Below are 24,467 nucleotides of genomic sequence, written 5' to 3'. Positions count from 1 at the left end.
TCTTGCTCCTCGGAATGGGTTGAAAAATATGCCGCGTCAGGCAAGGCGCTGGCGGACCCAGTCCACCACGCCGGCCAGCGCTTGCGGCAGGGCGTCCGGTCGATCGCCACCGGCCATCGCCATGTCAGGTCGGCCGCCACCCTTGCCGCCGACCTGACTGGCGACCGCATTGACCAGTTCGCCGGCCTTGAGGCGGGCGGTCAGATCGGCCGTTACGGCAGCCACCAAGCTGACCTTGCCGCTGTCGACACTCGCCAGCAGCAGCACCGCGCTGCCGAGCTTCTGACGCAACTGGTCGGCCAGATCGCGCAGGGCCTTGGCGTCCATGGCCTCCACCTGCGCCGCCAGCACCTGCACGCCGGCCACTTCCACCGCCTGCCCGGTCAGACTGTCGCCGGCCTGATTGGCAAGCTTGCCGCGCAGGCGTTCGAGCTCCTTGTCCAGCTCACGCTGGCGCTGCAAAACCTGGTCAAGCTTGTCGAGCAGCTCGGCTTCGCCGGTCTGCAGGGCCGCGGCCACACTGCGCAGGCGCTCCTGCGCCTGGGCCAGCCAGGCCATGGCGCCTTCGCCGGCCACCGCCTCGATGCGCCGCACGCCAGCGGCCACCGCCGATTCGGCGATGATCTTGACCAGACCAATGTCGCCGGCGCGCCTCACGTGGGTGCCGCCGCACAGCTCGACCGAGAAATCCCCGAGGCGCAGCACGCGCACCCGCTCGCCGTATTTCTCACCGAACAGCGCCATCGCACCGGCCTGCTGGGCCTCGGCCAGCGCCATTTCCTGAACCTGCGCTTCACTGTTGGCGCGCACCTGGGCGTTGACCAGATCCTCGATGGCACGCAGCTCACCAGCGGTCAGCGGCTTGCCGTGAGAGAAGTCAAAGCGCAGGCGTTCGGCATCGACCAGCGAGCCTTTCTGCGTCACGTGTGGCCCGAGCACCTGGCGCAGCGCGGCGTGCAGCAGGTGCGTCGCGGAATGGTTGGCACGGATGCGCGTGCGTCGGGCGACGTCTACGCGGGCCGTGACTTCGTCACCCTCAGCAAGCGTGCCCGTCCGGAGGACTCCAATGTGAAGGTGCTTGTCGCCAGCCTTTCGCGTGTCGGCGACATTGAACACGCCGGCCGGACCTTCAAGCTGTCCCTGGTCGCCCACTTGCCCACCCGATTCCGCATAAAACGGCGTCGGGTTCAGGGTTACGGTGGCCTGCTGGCCGGCCGTAATGCTCGACACACGCTGTCCATCCACGAACAAATCCCTCACGCGAGCAAGGACTTCGTCGTTTTTGTAGCCGCAGAAGTCCTGCGTCCAAACCACTTCCATCTCCATGAAGGAGTGGAGCTCAGCGACACTGGCGAGATTAAAGGTACTGGCAGCCCGGGCCCGTTCGCGCTGCTGCGCCATGGCCTGCTCGAAGCCGTCCAGGTCGATTTCCAGGCCTCGCTCACGGGCAATGTCAGCGGTCAGGTCGACCGGAAAACCGTAGGTGTCGTACAGGCGAAACACGGTCTCGCCCGGAATGCACCGGCCCTCCAGGCCCTGCATGTCCCGCTCCAGGATGGCCAGGCCGTGCGACAGGGTCTGGGCAAAGCGCTCCTCCTCTTCCAGCAGGGCCGCTTCAACGGCCGGCTGCGCCTGCGTCAGCTCCGGATAGGCACCGCCCATCTCGCGCACCAGGGGTGCCACCAGGCGGTGGAAGAACGGCCCGCTGGCGCCCAGGCGCGCACCGTGGCGCACGGCGCGGCGGATGATGCGCCGCAGCACGTAGCCGCGGCCTTCGTTGCTGGGCAACACGCCGTCGGCGATCAGGAACGCGCACGAGCGGATGTGGTCCGCAATCACCCGCAGCGAGCGGGAGGCCAGGTCGTCGGTGCCGATCACCTGCGCCGCCGCGTCGATCAGGCCGCGAAAAATGTCCGTGTCGTAGTTGTCGTGCACGCCCTGCAGCACCGCCGCCAGGCGCTCCAGGCCCATGCCGGTATCGACCGAGGGCTTGGGCAGAGGCTTGAGGCTGCCGTCGGTCAGGCGCTCGTACTGCATGAAGACCAGGTTCCAGATCTCGATGTAGCGATCGCCGTCGGCGTCCGGCGAGCCGGGCGGGCCGCCGGCGATGCCCGGGCCGTGATCGTAGAAAATCTCGGTGCACGGCCCGCACGGGCCGATGTCGCCCATGGACCAGAAATTGTCGTCGCCTGGAATGCGCCGGAAGCGGGCTTCCGGAACACCAATCTCGCCCAGCCAGATGTCGGCAGCTTCGTCGTCCTCGGGGTGGATGGTGACCCACAGCCGCTCGGCCGGCAGGCGCAGCACCTCGGTCAGAAAGCTCCAGGCAAAGCGGATGGCATCGCGCTTGAAGTAATCGCCGAAGCTGAAGTTGCCCAGCATCTCGAAGAACGTGTGGTGGCGCGCCGTATAGCCCACGTTGTCCAGATCGTTGTGCTTTCCGCCGGCGCGCACGCAGCGCTGCGCCGACGCCGCGCGCCGGTACGGGCGCTGTTCGAGACCCAGGAACACGTCCTTGAACTGCACCATGCCAGCGTTGGTGAACAGCAGCGTCGCGTCCCCGTGCGGCACCAGGGAGCTGGAAGCCACCTCCTGGTGCCCATGGCTGGCGAAGAAGTTCAGAAAACTGCGGCGGATGTCGGTGCTTTTCATGCGTCGTCGTCGGTGACGTTTGTCAGGGCTGCGCGAATCTGCGAACTGGTGAAACCTCGGGCCTGCAGCTGGCGTTGCTGGCGGGCGCGTTCCGCCAGGGTTGCCGTGGTTTGGCGGCCGGTTTTCTGCGCATGCGCCGCGCGGCAAGCCGCATACCAGTCGGGGTGCTCGACGTCGACCACGCGGTCGATCACCTCACTGTCCACGCCGTGGCTGCGCAAGTCGGCTTGTGCCCGTAGCGGCCCGTAGCGGCGCCGCAGCAGTTCGGTCACCCGCGCTTGCGCATACCGTGTATCGGACAGATAACCCGCATCCATTAGGCCTTGCAGGGCAGTGTCGGCGTGCTGCCGGTCGATGCCCCGCTGGGCGAGCTTGCGAGCCAGTTCACTGCGGGTGTGCTCGCGCCGGGCGAGCAATTTCAGCGCCTGCGCGCGGGCCGCTTCAGCCGGATCTTCCACGCCCCGTCACGAAGCTTCAGACCGGACTTGCCGCCTCGGCCGCCACCTTGCGCGCCGGCAGCATGCGGCTGCGAATCAGCGCCTCGATGGCCTCGGCCGTTTCGGGGTTGGCACGCAGGAAATCGCGCACGTTGTCGCGGCCCTGGCCTATGCGCTCGCCATTGTAGGAATACCAGGCGCCCGATTTCTCGATCAGGCCCAGGTTCACGCCCAGGTCCAGAATCTCGCCCTCGCGGGAAACCCCGGCGCCGTACAGGATGTCGAACTCGGCGGTCTTGAACGGCGGCGAGACCTTGTTCTTGACCACCTTGACGCGGGTTTCGTTGCCGATCACCTCTTCGCCTTTCTTGATCGAGCCGATACGGCGGATGTCCAGACGCACCGAGGCATAGAACTTGAGCGCATTGCCACCGGTGGTGGTTTCGGGGCTGCCGAACATGACGCCGATCTTCATGCGGATCTGATTGATGAAGATGACCGTGGTGTTCGAGCGGCTGATGCTGGCAGTCAGCTTGCGCAGGGCCTGCGACATCAGGCGCGCGTGCAGGCCGACGTGCGAGTCGCCCATCTCGCCTTCGATTTCAGCTCGCGGCGTCAGCGCTGCCACCGAGTCGACCACCACAATGTCGACCGCGCCGGAGCGCACCAGCATGTCGACGATTTCGAGCGCCTGCTCGCCGGTATCCGGCTGCGATATCAGCAGGTCGGCGATATTGATACCCAGCTTCTCGGCGTAGGACGGGTCGAGTGCGTGCTCGGCATCCACGAAGGCCGCCGTGCCGCCGATGCGCTGCATCTGGGCCACGGTCTGCAGGGCGATGGTGGTCTTGCCGGACGATTCGGGTCCAAAGATTTCGATCACGCGGCCGCGCGGCAGGCCGCCGACGCCCAGCGCGATATCCAGATACAGCGAGCCGGTGGAGATTGCTTCAACATCACGGACGGATCCAGGATCGCCCAGACGCATGACGGCACCCTTGCCGAACTGCTTCTCGATCTGCCCGAGTGCAGCCGTCAGTGCCTTCTGCTTGTTGTCGTCCATGCCGTCCCCGTGCCTTGCTGGCGGATGCAAAAAACCGGCTGGCATTATTCCACACGGCGCAGTAGGTGGCCTAACACAAGGCCTATGGCGACTGCCCTGGACAGTGATTTGGAACGGGATCCCACCGCGTCGCCGTCCATGGCGACTTTGCCCTCCGTAGCACGGGCAGGAACCGGAAAATCGACAGGCGGCGGTGGAAAAAACCGGGCCGGGGTGACCCCGCGGCCCGGTAACGCCGATGAGGCAAACCGATTGTCGGCCGACCCCCTGTGCAAGGGGGAAGCCAGGGTGCCTGGCCGACCGTCGATTCGCCGATGAGCGGTGTCAGCAGCCATGCCATCCGTGGCTGACTGCGTAGACCCACCAAGACACGCCCGCCGAGGCGTGTCCTGACGATCGGCGCGCTGCCGCCTTCGTGGCGACGGCCTGACGACCGCTTAGGCAGTACGGTCTAAGCAGAGAACGTGCCGTATGCCGCCAAAGTTAATGTTCAAGCCGTTTTGCTGATCTCCTGGCCTGGTCGGGGCAGGCTCTTCCGCAAGGAATCGGTCGCTTTTCATGGACGAAATTGTCACTCCGGCCTAGACTTCAACCCATCTTCTAACAATTTTGTCGGCATCCATGAGCAAGCCCGCGTCGGATCTCCCGCCCGGTTCCGCCAGCCTCGTTTACCAATGGGAGGGCGATACCAAACATTTCCCGGACATCGAGGATCTGGCCCGGCGCTTGCGCTTCGCGCCCGCGGAGGGCCGGATCTGGCTTGACGACCAGCGCTCGATCCTGATGCGCGACAGCGCCTTTGGCACCCTGCGGCGGGAGCTGATCGAGTCGATCGGCTTCACGCGCGCGCGAACCGTGCTCAAGCGCGTCGGTTATGCCGAGGGCACGCGAGACGCCGCCCTGGCGCGCCGGGTGCGGCCCGAAGGCGACCTGTTCGACGCTTTCGCGGTTGGCCCGCAGGTACACGCGCTCAGCGGCTTCGGTTGGCTGGAGGTGCAGGAACTGCGGGTCGATCCGGTCACCAATGCGTTCTACGGCGCGTTTCTGCTGCGCGATTCGATCGAGGCCGACACCCACGTGAACACGCTTGGCGTCAGCGCCGAGGCGGTGTGCTGGACCGCCGTCGGTTATGGCAGCGGTTACAGCAGCGCCTTCGCCGGCCGGCCGATCATCGTGGACGAAGTGGAATGTCGCGCCATGGGCCACGACCACTGCCGCCTGATCGGTCGCACCGTCGAGGAATGGGACCGCCAGCGCCGCAAGGCGCCGTACTTTCGCCCGCAGGAGTTCGTCAACCGCTTTGGCAAGCCGGCCGACGGCGCACGGCAGGAGCCCGCCGCGACTGGACCGGCCGTGGATGTCGTGGGCATTTCCGCAGGTTTCGGCGCCGCGATGCATCTGCTGGGCAAGGCCGCGCCGACCGACGTCACCGTCCTGTTCCTGGGCGAAACCGGCGTCGGCAAGGAAATCTTCGCGCGCATGTTGCACCGCATGGGCCGTCGCAGCGAGCACCCGTTCGTGGCGGTCAACTGCGCGGCCCTGCCGGAGAACCTGATCGAGGCCGAACTGTTCGGCGTGGTCAAGGGCGCCTACACCGGCGCCACGGATTCACGCCCCGGGCGCTTCGAGCGCGCCCACGGTGGCACGCTGTTTCTGGACGAGATCGGCACCCTGACCCTGAGCGCGCAGGCCAAGTTGCTGCGCGCGCTGCAGGAGGGCGAGATCGAGCGCGTCGGCGACAGTCAGACGCGCAAGGTCGACGTGCGCCTGCTGGCCGCCACCAATGTCGACCTCAAGGACGCCGTCGCGCGGGGCACCTTCCGGGAAGACCTGTACTTTCGCCTGACCACGTTTCCGGTCCGCATCCCGCCGCTGCGCGAGCGGCGCGACGACATTCCGCTCCTGATGCGCCACTTCCTGGATCGGTTCAGCCAGCGTCACGGCAAGACCGCGGGCAGCTTTGCGCCGGAAGCCGTGGAAGCGCTCCTGAGCTACGCCTTTCCCGGCAACATCCGGGAGCTCGAGAACATGATCGAGCGCGGCGTGCTGCTGGCGGACGACGGCGAACCGATCGGCATCTCACACCTGTTTACCGCGCAGCAGGGAGCGCTGCCGGCCACCTTTGGCATCGACGCCGGCGGCCGGTTGGCCGGGCGATCCAGGGCCGCGCAGGCGCGCGACGACAGCGAGAACCTGCGCGAGCGGCTGGCGCCGCTGCTGGACACGCACAGTGGCCCGCTGGACGCCGCCGAACAGACCCTGATCGACCTGGCAATCGAACAGGCGGACGGCAACCTTGCCCAGGCCGCCCGGCAACTGGGCATCAGCCGCCGCCAGCTTGCGTACCGCCTGGAGAAACGCAGCGCCGGTCAGGCGCAGGGCCAGGCGTCGATCGACGAATAGCGCACATCCCGGCCGACCGGCTGCGAACGCAGCAGGCAGAACTCGGTCGCCGACCAGGCCAGCGGCAGCATCGACACCTCGCCCAGGCGCCGCAGCCGGCGCAGCAGGGTGATGTGCGCTGCAAACGGTCGCGGTGGGAGCGTCACGACGCCCCGTACTGCGTCGCGAAGCGCAGCTGACAGGGCCGTGGCCGCTGGCAGCGGCTGATCGGGTACCGCGCACAACAAGCGCGGACCGGGCCAGAATTCGATCCGGTCCAGGTTCATGCCGAACGACTCGCGGCGCAGCCCGGCCGCCGCCCGCCGCACCACATCAACCTGGCCCGGTACGAGCTCGCCCAGAAACAGCAGCGTCAGGTGGATGTTTTCCGGTGCCACCGCAAAGCCGCCGCAGCGGCGCTGGCACCAGACCGCCAGCCGGCCAAGCTCGGCCTGAAGGTCGGGCGGCGGCAGCAGGGCAAAGAACAGGCGCCCGGCGGCGGACATCAGACGGCGAGCACGCCCGCCTGCATGGCCAGTTGCAGCGTGGCCCCGGCCAGCAGCGCGGCCGCCAGGTCATCCAGCATCACGCCAAGGCCACCGCCGACCTGGCGGTCCAGCGCCCCGACCGGCCAGGGCTTCAGGATGTCGAAGGCGCGAAACAGCGCGAATCCCGCAAGGTAATGGGGCCAGGCCAGTGGCACCGCCAGCAGCGTCAGGGCCATGCCGACCACCTCGTCCCAGACGATGGCCGGGTGATCGGATATCCCCAGGCGCCGCCCGGCAATGTCGCAGCACCACACACCGACCAGACTGAGCAGCATCAGCACAAGCGCGGCCACCGGCAGCGAAACCTGCGTCAGTGCGGCGGCCAGGGGCAGGCCGAGCAAGGCGCCGAAAGTTCCCGGCGCCCGCGGTGCCAGACCGGCGCCGAAGCCCAGTGCCAGCGCGCAGGCCGGCTGACGCAGCAGCGCCGCAGGCGGGCGACGCGGTCGCTCAGCGGAAGTGGTCATGCCCACCCTGCGCCGCCGGCCGGGTTTGGCCGGCTTCATCGACCAGCCACAGTCCGGGCGCAGCCTCGATCCGGCCGATGCAGGTGAGCGCACAACCGACGCTCGCCGCCAACGCGCCCAGGGCCGGCTCGTGGCGCGGTGGCACGGTGAAGCAAAGCTCGTAATCGTCGCCGGAACCGACAAGGCTTTCGCGGGTGGCCACGGCGAGTGCGCCGTCCGGCAGCGGCAAACGGGCCAGTTCGAGCCGGGCGCCGACACCGCTGCTGGCGCAGATGTGGCCCAGATCCGCCAGCAGGCCGTCCGAAACGTCGATGGCCGCGCTGGCCAGGCCACGCAGGGCCAGGCCGAGCGCCACTCGCGGCTGCGGATAGTCGAGCCGCCGCGCGGCATGGGTGGCGAGCGCCGCCGGCAGCGTGATTTCGCCCCGTCGTGCCCGCACCGCCAGACCCGCCGCGCCAATCTCACCGCTCACGTACACGCCATCGCCAGCCCGGGCGCCGCTGCGGCGCAGCGCCTGCCCACGTGGCACGTGGCCAAGGGCGGTGATCGTGACGGCCAGCGGCCCCCGGCAGGTATCGCCGCCGACCAGGGACACGTCGAAGCTGCGCGCGAGCGCCGCAAAACCGGCTGCAAACCGTGCCAGCCAGGCGTCGTCGGCCGCCGGCAGGGTGAGCGCGAGCAAGGCCCAGGCCGGCCCGGCGCCCATGGCCGCCAGGTCGGACAGATTGACCGCCAGCGCCTTGTGGCCGAGCGCCGCCGGTGGGCAGTCGGCAAAAAAATGCACGCCAAGGGCCAGCGTATCGACCGTGGCGACCAGTTCCTGCCCCGGCGGCAGGTCGAGCAGCGCGGCGTCGTCGCCGACACCCAGCACGACATCGGCGCGCCGACCCGTCAAGGCGGCGAAATGGCGGGCGATCAGTTCGAATTCACCGGGCATCGCGGCGGCGATCCGAGCGGGAAGGTCGGGCGTCAGGTCGGCAGTGCGCGCTCGGCGGCGCGCAGCTCGCGTGCCAGGCGATCGAGGATGGCGTTCACGTAGCGGTGGGCATTGTCGCCGCCGAACTGCTTGGTCAGTTCCATTGCCTCGGCGATGACGACCCGGAACGGAATGTCCCAACGGGCTTCCAGCTCATAGCTGCCCAGCCACAGGATGGCGTGCTCGACCGGATCCAGCTGCTCCAGCGGGCGATCCAGCAGCGGCGCGATGCGTTGGTCGTAGTCCGCGCGGCGGCGGCCGACCTCGGTCAGCAACTCGTGGAAATACTCGGCGTCGATATCGCCCAGCTCGCGCTCGGCCAGGAACTGGCTCTCGATGCTGGCCAGGCTGTCATCGCCGCCTGCCAACTGCCATTGATACAGGGCCTGCAGCGCGCCGCGGCGCGCCTTGGAACGGGCTCGGGACATCGGGTCATGCGCTCCGTCAGCCGATGGCGGCCAGCAGGTTGACCATCTCGAGCGCCGACAGGGCGGCGTCGGCGCCCTTGTTGCCGGCCTTGGTGCCGGCCCGCTCGATGGCCTGCTCGATGCTGTCCACCGTCAGCACGCCAAATGCCACCGGCAGGCCGCTGCCCAGCGCCACCGACGACAGGCCCTTGGCGCACTCGCCGGCCACGAAATCGAAGTGCGGCGTGGCGCCGCGGATGACGCAGCCGAGCGCGATCAGCGCGTCGACACGGCCGGACGCGGCCAGGCGCTTGGCGGCCAGCGGCAGTTCGAAGGCGCCCGGCGCCCAGGCAACGGTGAGGTCCGATTCCGCCACGCCGTGACGGCGCAGCGTGTCGATGGCGGCGGCCAGCAGGCGCTCGCTGATGAAGTCGTTGAAACGCCCGACGACGATGCCGAAGCGGCTGCCGGCAGGCGCCGTGAGGCCGCCGGAAAGCAGGGTGTGGGACGCGCTCATGAGCGGAATCATTCCTCGCGGGCCGCCTCGGGCGGCACGAAATCGACCAGTTCCAGGCCAAAACCGGCAAGACCGTGCAGTTTACGCGGCTTGCCCATGATGCGCATGCGCCCGACTCCCAGCTGCGCCAGGATCTGCGCACCAACGCCGTACATGCGCAGCTCCGGGTTCGGGTCCAGGCCCGGCAGCGGCACGCCCAGGTGACGCATCTTGTAGGCCTGCACCTCGCCCAGCAGGGTCTGCGGCAGGTCGGTCGGACTGAGCAGCACCAGAACCCCGCGACCCGCGTCGGCAATGGTCGAGAGTGCCCGGCGTACGGACCAGCGGTTCGGCGACTGGGCGCCCAGGATGTCGCGCAGCACGCTGGCCTGCTGCACCCGCGCCAGGGTCGGCTCGTCGCGGCGGATGTCGCCCATCACCAGCGCCAGGTGCACCTCGCCGTGGTCGTTTTCGTGGAAGGCCACCAGCCGGAAGCTGCCGAATTCGCTCTCGAAGCTGCTCTCGGCCACCCACTCGACCGAGCCTTCCTGCTCCACCCGGTAGCGGATCAGGTCGGCGATGGTGCCGATCTTGAGGTTGTGCGTTTGGGCGAATTCGACCAGCTGCGGGTAGCGGGCCATGCTGCCGTCTTCGTTCAGGATCTCGACGATCACGGCCGAGGGCTCCAGGCCGGCCAGGCGCGCCAGGTCGCAGCCGGCCTCGGTGTGGCCGGCGCGCGTCAGCACGCCGCCCGGCTGCGCGCGCAGCGGAAAGATGTGGCCCGGCATGACGATGTCGCCCGGCCGCGCGTCGGGCTTGACGGCCGCCTGCACGGTCACCGCCCGGTCGGCGGCCGAAATGCCGGTGGTGACGCCGCTGGCGGCCTCGATCGACACCGTGAAATTGGTGGTGTTCTTGTCGTTGTTGTCGGCCACCATCAGCGGCAGGTTCAGCTGCCGGCAGCGTGCCTCGGTCAGGGTCAGGCAGATCAGGCCGCGGCCGTAGCGGGCCATGAAGTTGATGGCCTCCGGTGTCACGCACTCGCCGGCCAGGATCAGGTCGCCCTCGTTCTCGCGGTCGGCGTCATCCATCAGGATGACCATCTTGCCGGCCTTGATGTCGGCGATGATTTCTTCGGTGCTGTTCAGGTGCATCTTCGGATCGATGGCGTTCATCGGTTCAGGAATCCATGTTCGGCCAGCAGGGCCATGTCGACATCGCCGCCCGCATCGCGCCCCAGCAGGCGCTCCAGGTAGCGGGCCAACAGGTCGACTTCGAGGTTGACGCGGCTGCCGGCACGCAGGGCGTCGAGGCTGGTGTGGGTCAGCGTGTGCGGCACGATGTTGACACCAAACTCGGCGCCGCTGACGGTGTTGACGGTCAGGCTGACACCGTCCACGGTGATCGAGCCCTTGGCGGCAATGTAGCGGGCCAACGCCGCCGGGGCGCGCAGGGTGAAGCGCTGCGAGCGGCCGTCGGTTTGGCGCGACACGAGCTCGCCGACGCCATCCACGTGGCCACTGACGATATGCCCGCCGAGGCGCTCGCCCACCGCCAGGGCCCGTTCCAGATTCACGCGCTGGCCGACCGACCAGGCACCCAGCGTGGTGCAGGCCAGCGTCTCGCCCGACACATCGGCCACGAAGCCGTCGCCGCTGAACTCGACCGCCGTCAGGCACACACCGCTGACGGCGATGCTCTCACCAAGCACCCCGTCGGGCAGCGGCAGGCCGGCAATGCGCAGACGCGCGTCTGCGCCGCGCCGGTCGATGGCGGCGACCTGGCCGACGGTCTGGATGATGCCGGTGAACATGGCGTGGTGTGCTTCCGGGGGTCAGGCGCGGGCGGGCGGGCGCAGGCGCAGCCGAAGATCGGGGCCGAACGATAGAACGTCCAGCGGTTCCAGGTCGAGCCGCGCGTCCATGCGGGTCACCGGCGGCAGCTCGAAGGCCGGCCGGGCGTCGTGCCCGAGCAGGTGCGGGGCGATGTAGACGATCAGTTCGTCGACCAGACCCGCCGCCAGGAATGCGCCGGCCAGGCGCGGTCCGGCTTCGACCAGCACCTCGTTGCACTGGCGCCGGGCAAGCTCATCGAGCAGCGCGCCAAGGTCGATGCGGCTGTCGGCTCCCGCGGGCAGGGTCACGATCTGCGCCCCGGCCGCGGTCAGCGCGACGGCTTGCGGCGTGTCCGCGCTGTTTGTAACCACCAGCGTGCCGCCCGGTTCGCGAAGCAGGCGCGCCGTCGGCGGCAGGCTGAGCCCGCTGTCGAGCACGACCCGCAGCGGCTGGCAGTCAACCTGCGGCAGGCGCACGGTCAGCTGCGGATCGTCCGCCAGCACGGTGCCGATGCCGGTGACGATGGCCTGCGAGCGCGCCCGCCACAACTGCACGTCGGCACGCGCCGCAGGACCGGTAATCCAGCGCGATTCGCCATCGGCCAGCGCGCTGCGTCCGTCCAGGCTCTGCGCCATCTTCACCCGCACATACGGCCGCCCGGTCGCCATGCGCTTGATGAAGCCGGGGTTCAGTGCCGCGGCCTCATCGGCGAGCAGGCCGCATTCGACGTCGATGCCGGCCGCGCGCAGAAGGGCCAGTCCCTTGCCGGCCACCAGCGGGTTCGGATCCGGCATGGCCGCCACCACGCGGGCGACGCCGGCGCCGATCAGCGCCTCGGCGCAGGGCGGCGTGCGGCCGTGGTGGGCGCACGGCTCGAGCGTCACATAGGCCGTGACGCCGCCGGCCCGCGGGCCGGCTTCCAGCAGCGCATTGACCTCGGCATGCCCCTCGCCGGCGCGGCGGTGATAGCCCTCGCCAACCACCGCGCCGTCGTGCACCAGCACGCAGCCGACCAGCGGATTGGGCGCCGCGGTGTAACGCCCGCCCTCGGCCAGGGCGAGCGCCCGGCCCATCCAGGCGACATCGTTCATCAGGAATGCGGTGGCGCTTCGGGCGGCAGGGCGGCGCGCTCCAGGCGCTCCACTTCGTCACGAAACGCGCGCAGGTCCTCGAAGCTGCGGTACACGGACGCAAAGCGCACGTAAGCGACCGGGTCCAGCACCCGCAGCTCGTCCATCAGCCATTCGCCAAGCTGCAGCGACGGGCACTCGCGCTCACCCAGACTGAGCAGCTTGCGCTTGATGCGCACCAGCACCGCGTCGACCTGGTCGCTGCGCACCGGGCGTTTTTCGAGCGCCCGCTCCATGCCGGCGCGCAGCTTGGCCTCGTCGAAGGGCACCCGGCCGCCGTCGCGCTTGACGATGCGCGGCCAGGACAGCTCGGCCTGCTCGAAGGTGGTGAAGCGCGCGCCGCAGGTCTGGCACTCGCGCCGACGGCGCACCCGATCGCCTTCTTCGGCCAGACGCGAGTCCACCACGCGGGTGTCGGGCGCGGCGCAGAACGGGCAGCGCACGACAGCAGGCCTAGTCGCCGTAGACCGGAAAACGCTGGCACAGCGCCAGCACCTGCGCCTTGACGCGCTGCTGCACGGCCGTGTTTTCGAGATCATCGAGCAGGTCGCAGATCCAGCCGGCCAGCTCGCGCGTTTGCGTCACGCCAAAGCCGCGGGTGGTGGATGCCGGCGTGCCGATGCGGATGCCGCTGGTCACGAACGGGCTTTGCGGATCGCCCGGCACGGCGTTCTTGTTGACCGTGATGTTGGCCGCGCCCAGCGCCGCCTCGGCCGCCTTGCCGGTCAGGCCCTTGTCGATCAGGTCGACCAGGAACAGGTGATTGTCGGTGCCGCCGGAGACCACCTTGTAGCCGCGATTGACGATCACATCGGCCATCGCCCGGGCGTTGTCCACCACCGCGCGCTGATAGTCCTTGAAGTCAGGCTGCAGCGCTTCCAGGAACGACACCGCCTTGGCGGCGATGACGTGCATCAGTGGTCCGCCCTGGCCGCCCGGAAACACGGCGGAATTGAGCTTTTTCTCGATGTCCGGGTTGGCGCGGGCCAGGATCAGCCCGCCGCGCGGACCGCGCAGGGTCTTGTGGGTGGTGGAGGTGGTGACGTCGGCGATCGGCACCGGGTTCGGATACAGCCCGGCCGCCACCAGGCCCGCCACGTGCGCCATGTCGACCACCAGGTACGCGCCGACCGCATCGGCGATGGCCCGGAAGCGGTGCCAGTCCATGGCCCGCGAGTAGGCACTGAAGCCGGCGACGATGACCTTGGGCCGGCATTCGCGCGCCAGGTGCTCGACCTGATCGTAATCGACCAGGCCGGTGGCGATGTCGATGCCGTACTGCACGCCCCGATAGATCTTGCCCGAGAAGCTGACCGAGGCGCCGTGCGTCAGGTGCCCGCCGTGGGCCAGACTCATGCCCAGCAGCGTGTCGCCCGGCTCCATCAGCGCCATGAACACCGCGGCGTTGGCCTGCGAGCCGGAGTGCGGCTGCACGTTGGCGTAATCGGCGCCGAACAGCTCACGCGCCCGCTCGATGGCCAGCCGCTCGGCCACGTCCACGTACTCGCAGCCGCCGTAGTAGCGGCGCCCCGGATAGCCCTCGGCGTACTTGTTGGTCAGCTGCGAGCCCTGCGCCGCCAGCACGCGCGGGCTGGCGTAGTTCTCGGACGCGATCAGCTCGATGTGCTCTTCCTGGCGGCGCACCTCGTCCTGCATGGACTGCCACAGCTGGGGGTCGAAATCGGCAATGGTCTGGGCGCGGCTGAACACGGGTTTCACTCCGAAGGGGCGTCGGCAGGAACGCGGCGTCACGCGCCGGCTCGACAGCGGGGGCGGGCTAGTTTATCAGGCCGCCCCCGATCGTCCGGGCACGCCACGGGCGGTTTGTTACCATCCGCCAGCCCCTGAATCTGCCCCGCCCGCACCGTGAAACTGACCGATACCGCACAGCTCGCCGACCTGCACGCCCGCATCGACGCCGCCTGCCAGCGCCTGGAGATCAACGGCGCCCAGGGCCTGCCCGATCCGGCCGAATGGGCCATCCTGCCGCGTCACGACGACGACCGCGCGCTGTTCGAGGAACTGTGCTTCCACATGTTCGCGGCCGGTTTCTCGCGGGACGTGGTGCGCCAGAAATGGCCGGCGACGCGCAGCGCCTTTGCCGATTTCGACATCGCCGAGCTGGCCGCCTGGGATGGCGCACGCCTCACGCCGCTGCTGACCGACCGCGCGCTGATCCGCAACCGGCGCAAGATCGAGTCGGTGGTGCACAACGCCGGCGTGGTGCAGGCGCTGGCTGCCGAACACGGCTCGTTCAAGGCCTGGCTTGGCAGTTATCCGGCCGGGCAACTGCATCTGCTGCACAAGGAGATTGCGCGCCGCTTCGCCAGCGTCGGGCCGAGCGCCGGCGAGTGGTTTCTGCTCACAGCCGGCTTCGCGTACTACTTTCGCACCGACCACGCACAGCGCCTGTTGCAGCGGCTGGGCTTGCTGCCGGCTCGGGTGCGGCCCGAGGATTTCAACGCCGTGATGGAAGCGGTGCATCAGGCGGGCGGTGCCAGTCGCTGGGCGGTCAGCGCGCAGATGTTTCGCTTCGCCAGCGGTTTTCACCTGCGCGAAGGCATTTGCCAGGAATCGCCGCGCTGCCCCAAATGCCCGCTATGGGATTACTGCGACCACTTCAACCAGGCCCCGGCGGCCGACTGATTCAGCTTCCGTCCCGACCCAACAGGCCGTCGAACAGGCCCTGGTCCTCGTCGCCTGTCGCCCCGGCATCGGCCCCCGGTTTGCTGTCGCTTGCCGGCACGTCTGCCTTGCCGCCTTCGACCGTTTCGTACTGACGGACTTCCTCGGTTTCGACGAAACGGGCCAGATCGCGGCGGCCGGGCTTCTTTTTGTCATCCGAACCACTGCCGCCGATCAGGCGCGCCAGGCGGCTACCGGACTGCTCGGGCTGCGCCGGCACGTCAACCGTGGTGCGCGTGCTGGCGGTCAGCAGATTCTTCTCCCGCGAGCCGGCAACCGGCAGCACGTCGCCCTCCACACGCGCCAGACGATCGCCCTCGAACAGCAGCGTCACGGTGCGCTGCGCGCGCATCTCGTAGCCTTTGCGTTCCGTGTAGGTGTAGTCCCAACGCTCGGGCCGGAACGGGTCGCGCAACTGCGGCGTGCCCAACAGCGCACGCACGCGCTCGCGGTCCATGCCCGGCTGCAGGCGCGCCAGCATGGTCGCATCGACGACGTTGCCCTGGCGAATATCCATGCGATAGGGCGCCAGCGCCGGAATCAGCGGCCGCGCATCGGCGGCATCCGGCTGGCGACCGGCGCAACCGGTCAGCAAGAGCACAAGGGCCACAGCCGGCAGTAGACGTTGCATCGGGATGAGTTCCGGGCGGGGCGGCATACCCGGCGGACAGGCCGGGAAGACAGGGCAAGGGCTAGTTTACAATGCCGCCACGCCCCGGCAGGGTGTCTGCGCCCGGTTCGCACACCGCTCCGGCGTGCGTTGCCTGCCACGGCACCCTGCAGCCAGCCCAGAGAACGCCCATGGCCAACAGCAATGCCCTGCGCAAGGCCGGCCTCAAGGTCACCACGCCGCGCCTGCGCATCCTGGAGTTTCTGGAGACCAGCGACCAGCGTCATGTCACCGCCGAGGACGTATACCGCGCCCTGCTGGGCACCGACGAGGAAGTCGGCCTGGCAACGATCTACCGCGTCCTGACCCAGTTCGAGCAGGCCGGCATGGTGCAGCGCCACCACTTCGAGAGCGAGCGGTCGGTGTTCGAACTGGGCACCGGCGTCGGTCCCTGCCACCACGATCATCTGGTGTGCGAGCGCTGCGGCGCGGTGCTGGAGTTTCGTGACGACGCCATCGAGGCCGCCCAGCAGCGCATCGCCGCCGAACGCGGCTTCAAGGTCACCGACCACAGCCTGTACATCCACGGCGTGTGCGACACCTGCCAGCGCGAGGCGGCCGAGCGCGGGCGCTGACCGGCTTCGTCACCCGCCGGCCGAAGCCTTGGCACCGGCTGGCGCATCCAGGCGCAGCATCACCGCGATCTCGTCGCAGCGGTTGAACTTGTAGCATTTAACGCACACCTGCCAGACCTTCTCCGGCAGGTCGTCCTTGCTGACCACCTCGAAGCCCAGGCGGGCGAAGAATTCCGGCACGTAGGTCAGCGCCATCAGGCGCTTGAGGCCCACCACGCCGGCCTGCGCGATCAGGGCTCGCGTCAGCTGCTCGCCGATACCCTGGCGGTGAAAGGCCGGGGCCACCGCCAGGCTGCGCACCTCGCCCAGGTCCGGGCCCATGATTTCCAGTGCCCCAACGCCGGCCAGGGTGCCATCCCGTTCGGCGACGATGAAATCACGCACGTGTCGCACCAGGTTTTCCTGCGTGCGCGGCAGCAGGTTGCCGGCCGCGGCCTGCGCGCGCAGCAGGGCGTGAATGGCCGGCACATCGGCCAGCCGGGCCGGGCGCACGGAAAATTCGCGATCGGACATGGTTCAGGACTGCTGCGCGGCGTTCAGCATTTCGGCCGCGTGGGCGCGCGTGCGCTCGGTGATGTTCAGGCCGCCCAGCATGCGCGCGATCTCGTCCACCCGCGCGCCGGCCGGCAGGCGCTCGACCGCCGTGGCCGTGTGCGCTTCGCCCGCCTGTTTGCTCACGCGCAGGTGGTGGTGCGCCTGCGCGGCCACCTGCGGCAGGTGGGTGATGCACAGGACCTGCCGATCGGCACCGAGGCCGCGCAGCAATCGTCCAACGGTTTCCGCGACCGCGCCGCCGATGCCAACATCGACCTCGTCGAAAATCAGGGTCGGGATTTCGCCCTGCGCCAGGGTGGCGGCCTGAATGCCCAAGCTGATACGCGACAGCTCGCCGCCGGAGGCGACCCGCACCAGTGGCCGCCAGGTGTCGCCGGCGTTGGCCAGGATGCGAAATTCCACCCGCTCGGCGCCGGCCGCACTGGCGGTGCCATCGTCCAGCGGCAGCAGCGCAACCTCGAAACGCGCGCCGGGCATGCCAAGGCCACCGATGCACTCGCTCACCTCGTCGGCCAGGCGAACGGCCGCCGCGCCGCGGGCAGCGGTCAAGGCCGCGGCGGCGGCCTCATAGTCCGCCAACGCGGCGCGCTGCGCCTGTTCCAGCGCCGCGCGGGGCAGGCCGACATCTTCCAGCGCCGCCCGTTCATCGCGCAGGGCGCCGTGCAGCTCGGCCAGCTCGGCCGGGGCCACCTGGTGCTTGCGCGCCAGCGCCATCACGGCGGCCACCCGTTCCTCCAGCCAGCGCAGACGGGCCGGGTCCACCTCCAGCCCGTCCAGGTAATGCCGCAGTGCAGAGACCGCCTCGGTGAGCTGCGCCAGCGCGCCGTCGAGCAGCGTCACGGTTTCGGTCAGGCGCTCGTCAAAGCCGGTCAGGCGCTGCAACTGGCCGGTGGCATGGGCCAGCTGCCCGTAGGCACCGCTGCCGTCCTCGTCCAGCGCCTGCAGCGCGGCGGCTGCGCCTTCGACCAGCGTCTGCGCGTGCCCGGCCCGGCGCAGCTCGGCATCGATCTGCGGCCACTCGCCGGCGCCCAGCGCCAGGGTGTCCAGTTCGTCCAACTGGTATCCGAGCTGTTCCAGACGCTGCGCGCGTCCGGCAGCGCTCGCTTCCGCCTCGTCCAGTGCGCGACCGGCCGCTTGCCATCGGGCGTGGGCGACGGCGACGGCGTCCAGCAGGGTTCCGGCACCGGCAAAGCGATCGAGCAGCGCCCGCTGCGCGGCCGGCCGCAGCAGGGCCTGATAGGCGTGCTGGCCGTGGATGTCCACCAGCAGCTGGCCGAGTTCACGCAGCAGACCGGCCGCCACCGGGCGCCCATTGACGTAGGAGCGCGAGCGACCGTCGGCGCGTACGGTGCGGCGCAGGATGCAGTCGCTGCCGTCGGCCAGGTCGTTCTCATCCAGCCAGGCCAGCGCGGCGGGTACCCCTGCGACGTCGAACACGGCCGTCACCTCGGCCTGCTCGGCGCCGACCCGGATCGATTCGGCGCCCGCGCGCTCGCCCAGGGCCAGCAGCAGCGCATCCACCACCAGTGATTTACCGGCGCCGGTCTCGCCGGTCAGCGCGGTGAGGCCGGTCTCGAACTCGAGCTCGGCCGCCTCGACGATGGCGAAGTTTTCGATGCGCAGTCCGACCAGCACCCTCAGCCTCCCCAGTGCATTTTGGTGCGCAGCAGCTCGAAATAGTCGTAGCCGGCCGGATGGATCAGGCGCAGCGGGCGCTCGCGGGCGCGGATCAGCACCCGGTCGCCGATTTCCAGGGGCAGGCTTTGCTGGCCGTCGCAGACCACCCGCGCCCGGGACCAGCTGTCGTTGGTCAACTCGATTTCGATTGCCTGCTGGGCACCCAGCACCATCGGCCGGATGGCCATCGTGTGCTGGCAGATTGGCACCACCACCAGCGCCAGCAGGTCCGGATACAGGATCGGCCCGCCGGCCGACAGCGCGTACGCGGTCGAACCGGTCGGCGTGGCCACGATCAGGCCGTCGGCGCGCTGGCGGTTCAGCAGCCGGCCGCCGGCGCGGGTTTCGAATTCGATCATCTTGAGGCTGTCCCACTTGTGCAGGGCGACCTCGTTCAGGGCAATGCCGTTGCCCAGCACCTGCCCGCTGCGGTGGATTTGAACCTCCAGCAGCAGGCGCTCCTCGGCAAAGAATTCGCCGCGCAGGATGCTCGGCAGCACGTCGAAGGTTTCGGCCGGCGAGATGTCCGCCAGAAAGCCCAGACGGCCCAGGTTCACGCACAGCAGCGGAATGTCGAGTGCCGCCAGGATGCGCGCCGCGGCCAGCAGGGTGCCGTCGCCGCCCAGCACGATGCCCAGATCCGTGCCTTCGGCCGCCAGACGCTCGCGCACCGCCGCATCCGCGGCGGCGTCCGAGTCGGGCCGTACCTGCGCCCCGCCGACCTGGCAGCCGAGTTCCGGCAGCACGGCGCGCAGGCGATCGGCCAGACCGCTCACGACGGCATCGTCGCGGTGCCACAGCAGGGCGGGCTGGCGAAAAGCGAGCGGCATGGCGGCACAGGCGACAGGCGGGGCGCGCGCGACTCTAGCACGCACCACCGGCGCGCCAGCGGCCGGGTCGGGCACTAGTTTCGGGGGCGGGCGGCCGGAGCGTTCGGTCATTTGTTTATAGTATGGCCAGACCGCGTATCCAGTCGGCAAACCCGAGTTCGCCGTGCCCGCGCCCAGAAGCACTACCTCCGACGAGCTGAACGACCGTGCCCTGAGCCTGCTCAAGGGGCTGGTGGAGCATTACGTCGCCGACGGCCGGCCGGTTGGCTCCAAGACCCTGGCACGCGATCTGGGTATGGGTCTGAGCCCCGCCACGCTGCGCAACGTCATGGCCGACCTGGAGCGGCTGGGCCTGATCGCCGCGCCGCACACCTCGGCCGGGCGCATCCCGACGCCCAAGGGCCTGCGGATGTTTGTCGACACCCTGCTGCGCGCCACGCCCATCGACGATACGGAAGAAGGCGTCCTGCGCCAGAAACTGGGCGCCGGCACCGACCCCGGCGGGCTGGTGGAGACGGCCGGCCGGCTGCTGGCGGATCTGAGCCAGCAGGCCGGCGTGGTGCTGTTGCCGCGGCGTGACGTGGCACGCCTGCGGCAGGTGGATTTCGTCAGCCTGTCGGAGGGGCGGCTGCTGGTGATCCTGGTCACCGACGACGGCAGCGTGCACAACTGGGTGGTCCGCCAGCCGCGCAGCTACACCGAGGCGGCGCTCACGCAGGCGGCCAATTACCTGACCGAGCACCATGCCGGCCAGACCCTGGCGCAGATGCGCAGCGCCCTCCTCGGTGAGCTGCAACGGGCGCAGGCGGCGGTCGGCGCGTTCATGGAAACCATGCTCGACCTGGCCGAGCGGCTGGTGCCGCCGCCGGCCGGCGGCGATGTCGCCGGCGACTACCTGATTCGCGGCGAGTCGAACTTGCTGGTTGGCGCCGACCCGGCACCGGATCTTGGCAAGCTGCAGGCGCTGTTTCGCGCCTTTGGCGAGAAACGCGAGCTGCTGCACGTGCTCGACGAATGCCTGCACGGACAGGGCGTGCAGATTTTCCTGGGTGCCGAGTCGGGCTACCAGTTTCTGGGCGATTACAGCCTGGTGACCGCGCCTTATGAGGTCGATGGCCAGGTGGTCGGCGCGCTGGGCGTCATCGGCCCGGCGCGCATGCCCTACGAGCGGGTGGTGTCGGTGGTGGATGTCACCGCCCGCCTGCTGGGCGCGGCCTTGAATCGGCGCCTGCCCGCCCCCAGCTGAGCGCACGCGTCCTGAATGCAGGGCCGACGAGGATGGGCCCGCCGGCCCCAACCGCACCTTTTTTCGAGAGTTTGCCCATGAACGACCAGACCGACCCGCCGCTGGCCGACGAGCCGGCGGCCGAGCCACAAACCGACGCCACCACCGTCGCGCCCCCGGAAACCCTGGAGCAGGCACAGGCCCGCGCCGACAACGCGCGCGACCAGATGCTGCGCGCCCATGCCGACATGGAAAACCTGCGCCGCCGCTACGAGCGCGAGCTGCAGAACGCCACTCGCTACGCCGTGGAAACGCTGGCCGCCGAGCTGCTGCCGGTCCGGGACAGTCTGCAGGAGGGCCTCAAGGCCGCCGAGGCGCAAGGTATCGACCCCGCCGTGGCGCTGGACAGGATCGTCGAAGGCACGCGCATGACGCTGGGCATCCTCGACAAGGTCCTGACCAAGGCCGGCCTGAGCGAGGTTCATCCGCAGGGCGAGCCGTTCAATCCCGAGCTGCACCAGGCCCTGAGCCTGGCCGACTCCGCCGAGCTGCCGTCCAACCATGTCGTGCACGTGGTGCAGACCGGCTACCGCCTGCACGACCGGCTGGTGCGTCCGGCCATGGTCATCGTTTCGAAATAGACGCTTGAAACCGGGCGCTGGCGACACCACCTGACCGACAGCGCCCAAACCCCGTTCACGGAGACCCTGTACATGGCCAGAATCATCGGCATCGACCTTGGCACCACCAACTCCTGCGTCGCCGTCATGGAAGGCGGCAAGCCGCGCGTGATCGAAAACGCCGAGGGTGACCGCACCACCCCGTCCATCATCGCCTTCACCAAGGACGGCGAGGTGCTGGTCGGCCAGTCGGCCAAGCGCCAGGCGGTCACCAATCCGCACAACACGCTGTATGCGGTCAAGCGCCTGATCGGCCGCCGCTTCGACGACGCGGTGGTCAAGAAGGACATCGGCATGGTGCCGTACAAGATCATCAAGGCCGACAACAACGATGCCTGGGTGGAAGTCGACGGCAAGAAGATGGCGCCGCCGGAAATCTCCGCCCGCGTGCTGCAGAAGATGAAAAAGACCGCCGAGGATTACCTGGGCGAGCCGGTCACCGAGGCCGTCATCACCGTGCCGGCCTATTTCAACGACTCCCAGCGCCAGGCCACCAAGGACGCCGGGCGCATCGCCGGGCTGGACGTCAAGCGCATCATCAACGAGCCGACCGCGGCCGCGCTGGCCTATGGCCTGGACAAGAAGCGCGGCGACCAGAAGGTGGCCGTGTATGACCTGGGCGGCGGCACCTTCGACATCTCCATCATCGAGATCGCCGAAGTTGACGGCGAGCACCAGTTCGAGGTGCTGGCCACCAACGGCGATACGTTCCTGGGCGGCGAAGACTTCGACGTACGCCTGATGAACTACCTGGCCGACAGCTTCAAGAAGGACAGCGGCGTTGACCTGCGCAACGACCCGCTGGCCCTGCAGCGCCTCAAGGAAGGCGCCGAGAAGGCCAAGATCGAGCTGTCCTCCGCGCAGCAGACCGAGATCAACCTGCCCTACATCACCGCCGACGCCAGCGGGCCGAAGCACCTGAATCTGAAACTGACCCGCGCCAAGCTCGAATCCCTGGTCGAGGACCTGATTACCCGCACCCTGGAGCCGTGCCGCATCGCGCTCAAGGACGCCGGCCTCAGCGGCGCGCAAATCGACGAGGTGATCCTGGTCGGCGGCCAAACGCGCATGCCCAAGGTGCAGGAGGCGGTCAAGGACTTCTTCGGCAAGGAGCCGCGCAAGGACGTGAACCCGGACGAGGCGGTTGCCGTGGGCGCCGCCATCCAGGCCGCCGTGCTGTCCGGCGAGGTCAAGGACGTGCTGCTGCTGGACGTCACCCCGCTGTCGCTGGGCATCGAGACCCTGGGCGGCGTGATGACCAAGCTGATCGAGAAGAACACCACCATCCCGACCCGCGCCGCGCAGACCTTCTCGACCGCCGACGACAACCAGACCGCGGTCACCGTGCATGTGCTGCAGGGCGAGCGCGAGATGGCGGCCGGCAACAAGTCACTGGGCAAGTTCGACCTGACCGACATCCCATCGGCGCCGCGCGGCATGCCGCAGATCGAGGTCACCTTCGACATCGACGCCAACGGCATCCTGCACGTGTCGGCCAAGGACAAGGCCACCGGCAAGGAGCAGAAGATCGTCATCAAGGCCTCCAGCGGCCTGTCCGACGAGGAGGTGCAGCGCATGGTGCGCGACGCCGAGCTGCATGCCGAGGAAGACCACAAGGCCGCCGCGCTGGTGCACGCCCGCAACCAGGCCGACAACCTGGTGCATCAGGTGCGCAAGACCGTCGCCGACCTGGGCGACAAGCTGGACGGTGACGAGAAGGCCCGCGTCGAGGACGCCATCAAGGCCACCGAGGAAGCCGCCAAGGGCGACGACCAGGCGGCCATCGAGGCGGCGACAGCCGCGCTGACCGCGGCCTCGCACGGCCTGGCCGAGAAGATGTACGGCGGCGGCGACCAGGGCGAGCCGCCGGCCGGCGCCGCGCCGGGTGGCCGCGCCGGCGACGACGTGGTCGATGCCGAGTTCAAGGAGGTGCGCGACGGCCACTGAGCCGCGCCACGGTCGGCAATAGCCAGCCCCGGCCGGGTCAAACCGTGCCGGGGTTTTTGTGTATCGAACATCCCCACACAGCACCCTCACCATGGCGCAGCAGGATCTTTACGAAGTGCTCGGCGTGCCGCAAACGGCCGACGAGAGCGAAATCAAGAAGGCCTACCGCCGCCTGGCCATGAAGTACCACCCTGACCGCAATCAGGGTGATGCCGAGGCCGAGGAGCGCTTCAAGCAGGTGCAGGCCGCCTACGAGGTGCTGTCCGACCCGCAGAAGCGAGCCGCCTACGACCGCTTCGGCCATGCCGGCATCGACCCGCAGGCCGCGGGCGGTGGCGGCTTCGGCGACATTTTCGGCGACGTGTTTGCCGACATCTTCGGCGGCGGCAGTCGCGGCGGGCGTGGCGGCACCGGTCGTGGCGCCGATCTGCGCTACGAGCTTGAAATCAGCCTGGAAGAAGCCTTCCGCGGCACCGTCTCCACGCTCGACATCCCGGTGCTGAGCACCTGCGAGACCTGTAACGGCAGCGGCGCCAAGCCGGGCACCGCGCCGGTCAGTTGCAAGACCTGCGCTGGACAGGGCCAGGTACGCATCCAGCAGGGTTTTTTCTCGCTGCAACAGACCTGTCCCACCTGCCGCGGTGCCGGCCAGGTGATCAGCGACCCGTGCACCGACTGCCGCGGCGCCGGACGGGTGCAAAAGTCCAAGAAGCTCGAAGTCAAGATTCCGCCCGGCGTCGACACCGGCGATCGCATCCGCCTGTCGGGCGAGGGCGAGGGCGGCCGCCGGGGTGGTCCGCCGGGGGATCTTTACGTCGACATCCACCTGCGTCCGCACCCGCTGTTCGAGCGCGACGGCGGCGACCTCTACACGGAGGTACCGATCAGCGTGGTCACGGCGGCGCTGGGCGGGGAACTGGAAGTGCCCAGCCTGGAGGGGCGGCTTAACCTGACCGTGCCGGCCGGCACCCAGACCGGACGGGTGTTTCGCGTGCGCGGCAAGGGCATGCCCTCGGTACGTGGGCGCGAGGTGGGCGACCTGATGGTGCGCGCCACCGTGGAGACGCCGGTCAATCTGGACGATCGGCAGGAAAACCTGCTGCGTGAACTGGGCGAAACGATGGGCGAGACTCACCGGCCGCGCGAGCAATCCTGGCTGGACCGGGTGAAACGTTTCTTCGAGTAAACCGGCCTGAATAATCCCGTCCCGGACCGCGTGCAGGTGCAATGCGT

24 protein-coding genes are annotated in these 24,467 nt (G+C 69.0%); 7 read left to right on the top strand and 17 right to left on the bottom strand.

The annotated features are described in order from the left end of the window. Positions 1–36 precede the first annotated feature (36 nt). The 3 genes from alaS to recA are packed head-to-tail and all read right to left on the bottom strand — an operon-like array spanning position 37 to position 4,152. Positions 37–2,652 (bottom strand): alanine--tRNA ligase, encoded by a 2,616-nt coding sequence (alaS, locus tag PG2T_RS09940; RefSeq protein ID WP_068804727.1) that lies wholly within the window; start codon positions 2,650–2,652, stop codon positions 37–39. Further along, on the bottom strand, positions 2,649–3,110 hold the full coding sequence (locus PG2T_RS09935) for a regulatory protein RecX (protein ID WP_068804724.1): 462 nt from the start codon (positions 3,108–3,110) through the stop codon (positions 2,649–2,651). Before PG2T_RS09935 ends, alaS begins: the two co-directional genes overlap by 4 nt. A 16-nt stretch (positions 3,111–3,126) precedes the next feature. After that, entirely contained in the window at positions 3,127–4,152 is a 1,026-nt protein-coding gene (recA, locus tag PG2T_RS09930) for a recombinase RecA (protein ID WP_068804721.1), read from the bottom strand. Positions 4,153–4,773: 621 nt separating this feature from the next. Here recA and PG2T_RS09925 point away from each other — a divergent pair. Next, on the top strand, positions 4,774–6,555 hold the full coding sequence (locus tag PG2T_RS09925; RefSeq protein WP_083214867.1) for a sigma-54-dependent Fis family transcriptional regulator: 1,782 nt from the start codon (positions 4,774–4,776) through the stop codon (positions 6,553–6,555). On the opposite strand, the gene thpR is transcribed toward PG2T_RS09925, so the two are convergent. Genes thpR through glyA form a run of 10 tightly spaced genes read right to left on the bottom strand, consistent with a single transcriptional unit; the run spans position 6,522 to position 14,046 of the window. Beyond that, positions 6,522–7,040 carry an RNA 2',3'-cyclic phosphodiesterase gene (thpR, locus tag PG2T_RS09920; RefSeq protein ID WP_068804719.1) on the bottom strand — a complete coding sequence of 173 codons (519 nt, stop codon included), beginning with the start codon at positions 7,038–7,040 and terminating at the stop codon, positions 6,522–6,524. The genes PG2T_RS09925 and thpR overlap by 34 nt on opposite strands. Next, on the bottom strand, positions 7,040–7,546 hold the full coding sequence (locus tag PG2T_RS09915; protein WP_068804715.1) for a phosphatidylglycerophosphatase A family protein: 507 nt from the start codon (positions 7,544–7,546) through the stop codon (positions 7,040–7,042). The genes thpR and PG2T_RS09915 overlap by 1 nt, the downstream gene beginning before the upstream one ends. Continuing rightward, positions 7,530–8,483, bottom strand: coding sequence for a thiamine-phosphate kinase (thiL, locus tag PG2T_RS09910; protein WP_068804714.1), 954 nt, complete (start codon positions 8,481–8,483; stop codon positions 7,530–7,532). The genes PG2T_RS09915 and thiL overlap by 17 nt, the downstream gene beginning before the upstream one ends. A gap of 32 nt (positions 8,484–8,515) precedes the next feature. Further along, positions 8,516–8,950 (bottom strand): transcription antitermination factor NusB, encoded by a 435-nt coding sequence (gene nusB / locus PG2T_RS09905; protein ID WP_068804713.1) that lies wholly within the window; start codon positions 8,948–8,950, stop codon positions 8,516–8,518. Between the two features lie 16 nt (positions 8,951–8,966). Next, positions 8,967–9,446: a 6,7-dimethyl-8-ribityllumazine synthase gene (gene ribH / locus PG2T_RS09900; protein ID WP_068804711.1), complete on the bottom strand. Its 480-nt coding sequence runs from the start codon at positions 9,444–9,446 to the stop codon at positions 8,967–8,969. An 8-nt stretch (positions 9,447–9,454) separates the two neighbouring features. Next, positions 9,455–10,579 carry a bifunctional 3,4-dihydroxy-2-butanone-4-phosphate synthase/GTP cyclohydrolase II gene (gene ribBA / locus PG2T_RS09895; protein ID WP_068808134.1) on the bottom strand — a complete coding sequence of 375 codons (1,125 nt, stop codon included), beginning with the start codon at positions 10,577–10,579 and terminating at the stop codon, positions 9,455–9,457. Positions 10,580–10,596: 17 nt separating this feature from the next. Next, positions 10,597–11,238, bottom strand: a complete 642-nt coding sequence (locus PG2T_RS09890; RefSeq protein ID WP_068804709.1) for a riboflavin synthase — start codon at positions 11,236–11,238, stop codon at positions 10,597–10,599. Between the two features lie 21 nt (positions 11,239–11,259). Further along, positions 11,260–12,351 carry a bifunctional diaminohydroxyphosphoribosylaminopyrimidine deaminase/5-amino-6-(5-phosphoribosylamino)uracil reductase RibD gene (gene ribD / locus PG2T_RS09885; protein WP_068804708.1) on the bottom strand — a complete coding sequence of 364 codons (1,092 nt, stop codon included), beginning with the start codon at positions 12,349–12,351 and terminating at the stop codon, positions 11,260–11,262. After that, positions 12,351–12,833, bottom strand: a complete 483-nt coding sequence (nrdR, locus tag PG2T_RS09880; RefSeq protein ID WP_068804707.1) for a transcriptional regulator NrdR — start codon at positions 12,831–12,833, stop codon at positions 12,351–12,353. Before nrdR ends, ribD begins: the two co-directional genes overlap by 1 nt. A gap of 10 nt (positions 12,834–12,843) precedes the next feature. Continuing rightward, on the bottom strand, positions 12,844–14,046 hold the full coding sequence (gene glyA / locus PG2T_RS09875) for a serine hydroxymethyltransferase (protein ID WP_236953337.1): 1,203 nt from the start codon (positions 14,044–14,046) through the stop codon (positions 12,844–12,846). A gap of 210 nt (positions 14,047–14,256) precedes the next feature. On the opposite strand from glyA, the gene PG2T_RS09870 reads away from it, so the two are divergent. Continuing rightward, a complete protein-coding gene (locus PG2T_RS09870) occupies positions 14,257–15,036 on the top strand; it encodes a DNA-3-methyladenine glycosylase I (protein WP_068804694.1) in 780 nt (259 codons plus the stop codon). Between the two features lies 1 nt (position 15,037). Here PG2T_RS09870 and PG2T_RS09865 read toward each other — a convergent pair whose 3' ends face one another. Beyond that, positions 15,038–15,706 (bottom strand): outer membrane protein assembly factor BamE, encoded by a 669-nt coding sequence (locus tag PG2T_RS09865; protein WP_068804692.1) that lies wholly within the window; start codon positions 15,704–15,706, stop codon positions 15,038–15,040. 170 nt (positions 15,707–15,876) lie between these two features. Between PG2T_RS09865 and fur the strand changes: the two genes are divergently transcribed. Further along, positions 15,877–16,320, top strand: a complete 444-nt coding sequence (gene fur / locus PG2T_RS09860; RefSeq protein ID WP_068804689.1) for a ferric iron uptake transcriptional regulator — start codon at positions 15,877–15,879, stop codon at positions 16,318–16,320. A 9-nt stretch (positions 16,321–16,329) separates the two neighbouring features. Here fur and PG2T_RS09855 read toward each other — a convergent pair whose 3' ends face one another. The 3 genes from PG2T_RS09855 to PG2T_RS09845 are packed head-to-tail and all read right to left on the bottom strand — an operon-like array spanning position 16,330 to position 19,382. Continuing rightward, positions 16,330–16,833, bottom strand: coding sequence for an N-acetyltransferase (locus tag PG2T_RS09855; protein ID WP_068804680.1), 504 nt, complete (start codon positions 16,831–16,833; stop codon positions 16,330–16,332). A 3-nt stretch (positions 16,834–16,836) separates the two neighbouring features. Further along, positions 16,837–18,510 (bottom strand): DNA repair protein RecN, encoded by a 1,674-nt coding sequence (recN, locus tag PG2T_RS09850; RefSeq protein ID WP_068804678.1) that lies wholly within the window; start codon positions 18,508–18,510, stop codon positions 16,837–16,839. Positions 18,511–18,512: 2 nt separating this feature from the next. Then, positions 18,513–19,382, bottom strand: a complete 870-nt coding sequence (locus PG2T_RS09845; protein WP_068804676.1) for an NAD(+)/NADH kinase — start codon at positions 19,380–19,382, stop codon at positions 18,513–18,515. 163 nt (positions 19,383–19,545) lie between these two features. On the opposite strand from PG2T_RS09845, the gene hrcA reads away from it, so the two are divergent. The 4 genes from hrcA to dnaJ all read left to right on the top strand — a co-directional run bounded on the left by hrcA (position 19,546) and on the right by dnaJ (position 24,420). Beyond that, complete coding sequence (hrcA, locus tag PG2T_RS09840) at positions 19,546–20,628, top strand: heat-inducible transcriptional repressor HrcA (protein WP_068804674.1); 1,083 nt, start codon at positions 19,546–19,548, stop codon at positions 20,626–20,628. A gap of 77 nt (positions 20,629–20,705) precedes the next feature. Further along, the gene (gene grpE, locus PG2T_RS09835; protein WP_068804671.1) at positions 20,706–21,248 is read left to right on the top strand and encodes a nucleotide exchange factor GrpE; all 543 of its coding nucleotides are present in this window, start codon (positions 20,706–20,708) and stop codon (positions 21,246–21,248) included. Between the two features lie 72 nt (positions 21,249–21,320). After that, positions 21,321–23,234, top strand: coding sequence for a molecular chaperone DnaK (gene dnaK, locus PG2T_RS09830; RefSeq protein ID WP_068804668.1), 1,914 nt, complete (start codon positions 21,321–21,323; stop codon positions 23,232–23,234). A gap of 91 nt (positions 23,235–23,325) precedes the next feature. Further along, positions 23,326–24,420, top strand: coding sequence for a molecular chaperone DnaJ (dnaJ, locus tag PG2T_RS09825; protein ID WP_068804665.1), 1,095 nt, complete (start codon positions 23,326–23,328; stop codon positions 24,418–24,420). The last annotated feature ends 47 nt before the right edge of the window (positions 24,421–24,467 follow it).

This window comes from Immundisolibacter cernigliae (assembly GCF_001697225.1).
GTDB lineage: Bacteria > Pseudomonadota > Gammaproteobacteria > Immundisolibacterales > Immundisolibacteraceae > Immundisolibacter > Immundisolibacter cernigliae.
The sequence above is the reverse complement of the archived record's forward strand: the minus strand, read 5'-3'. Positions and strand labels throughout refer to the sequence as shown.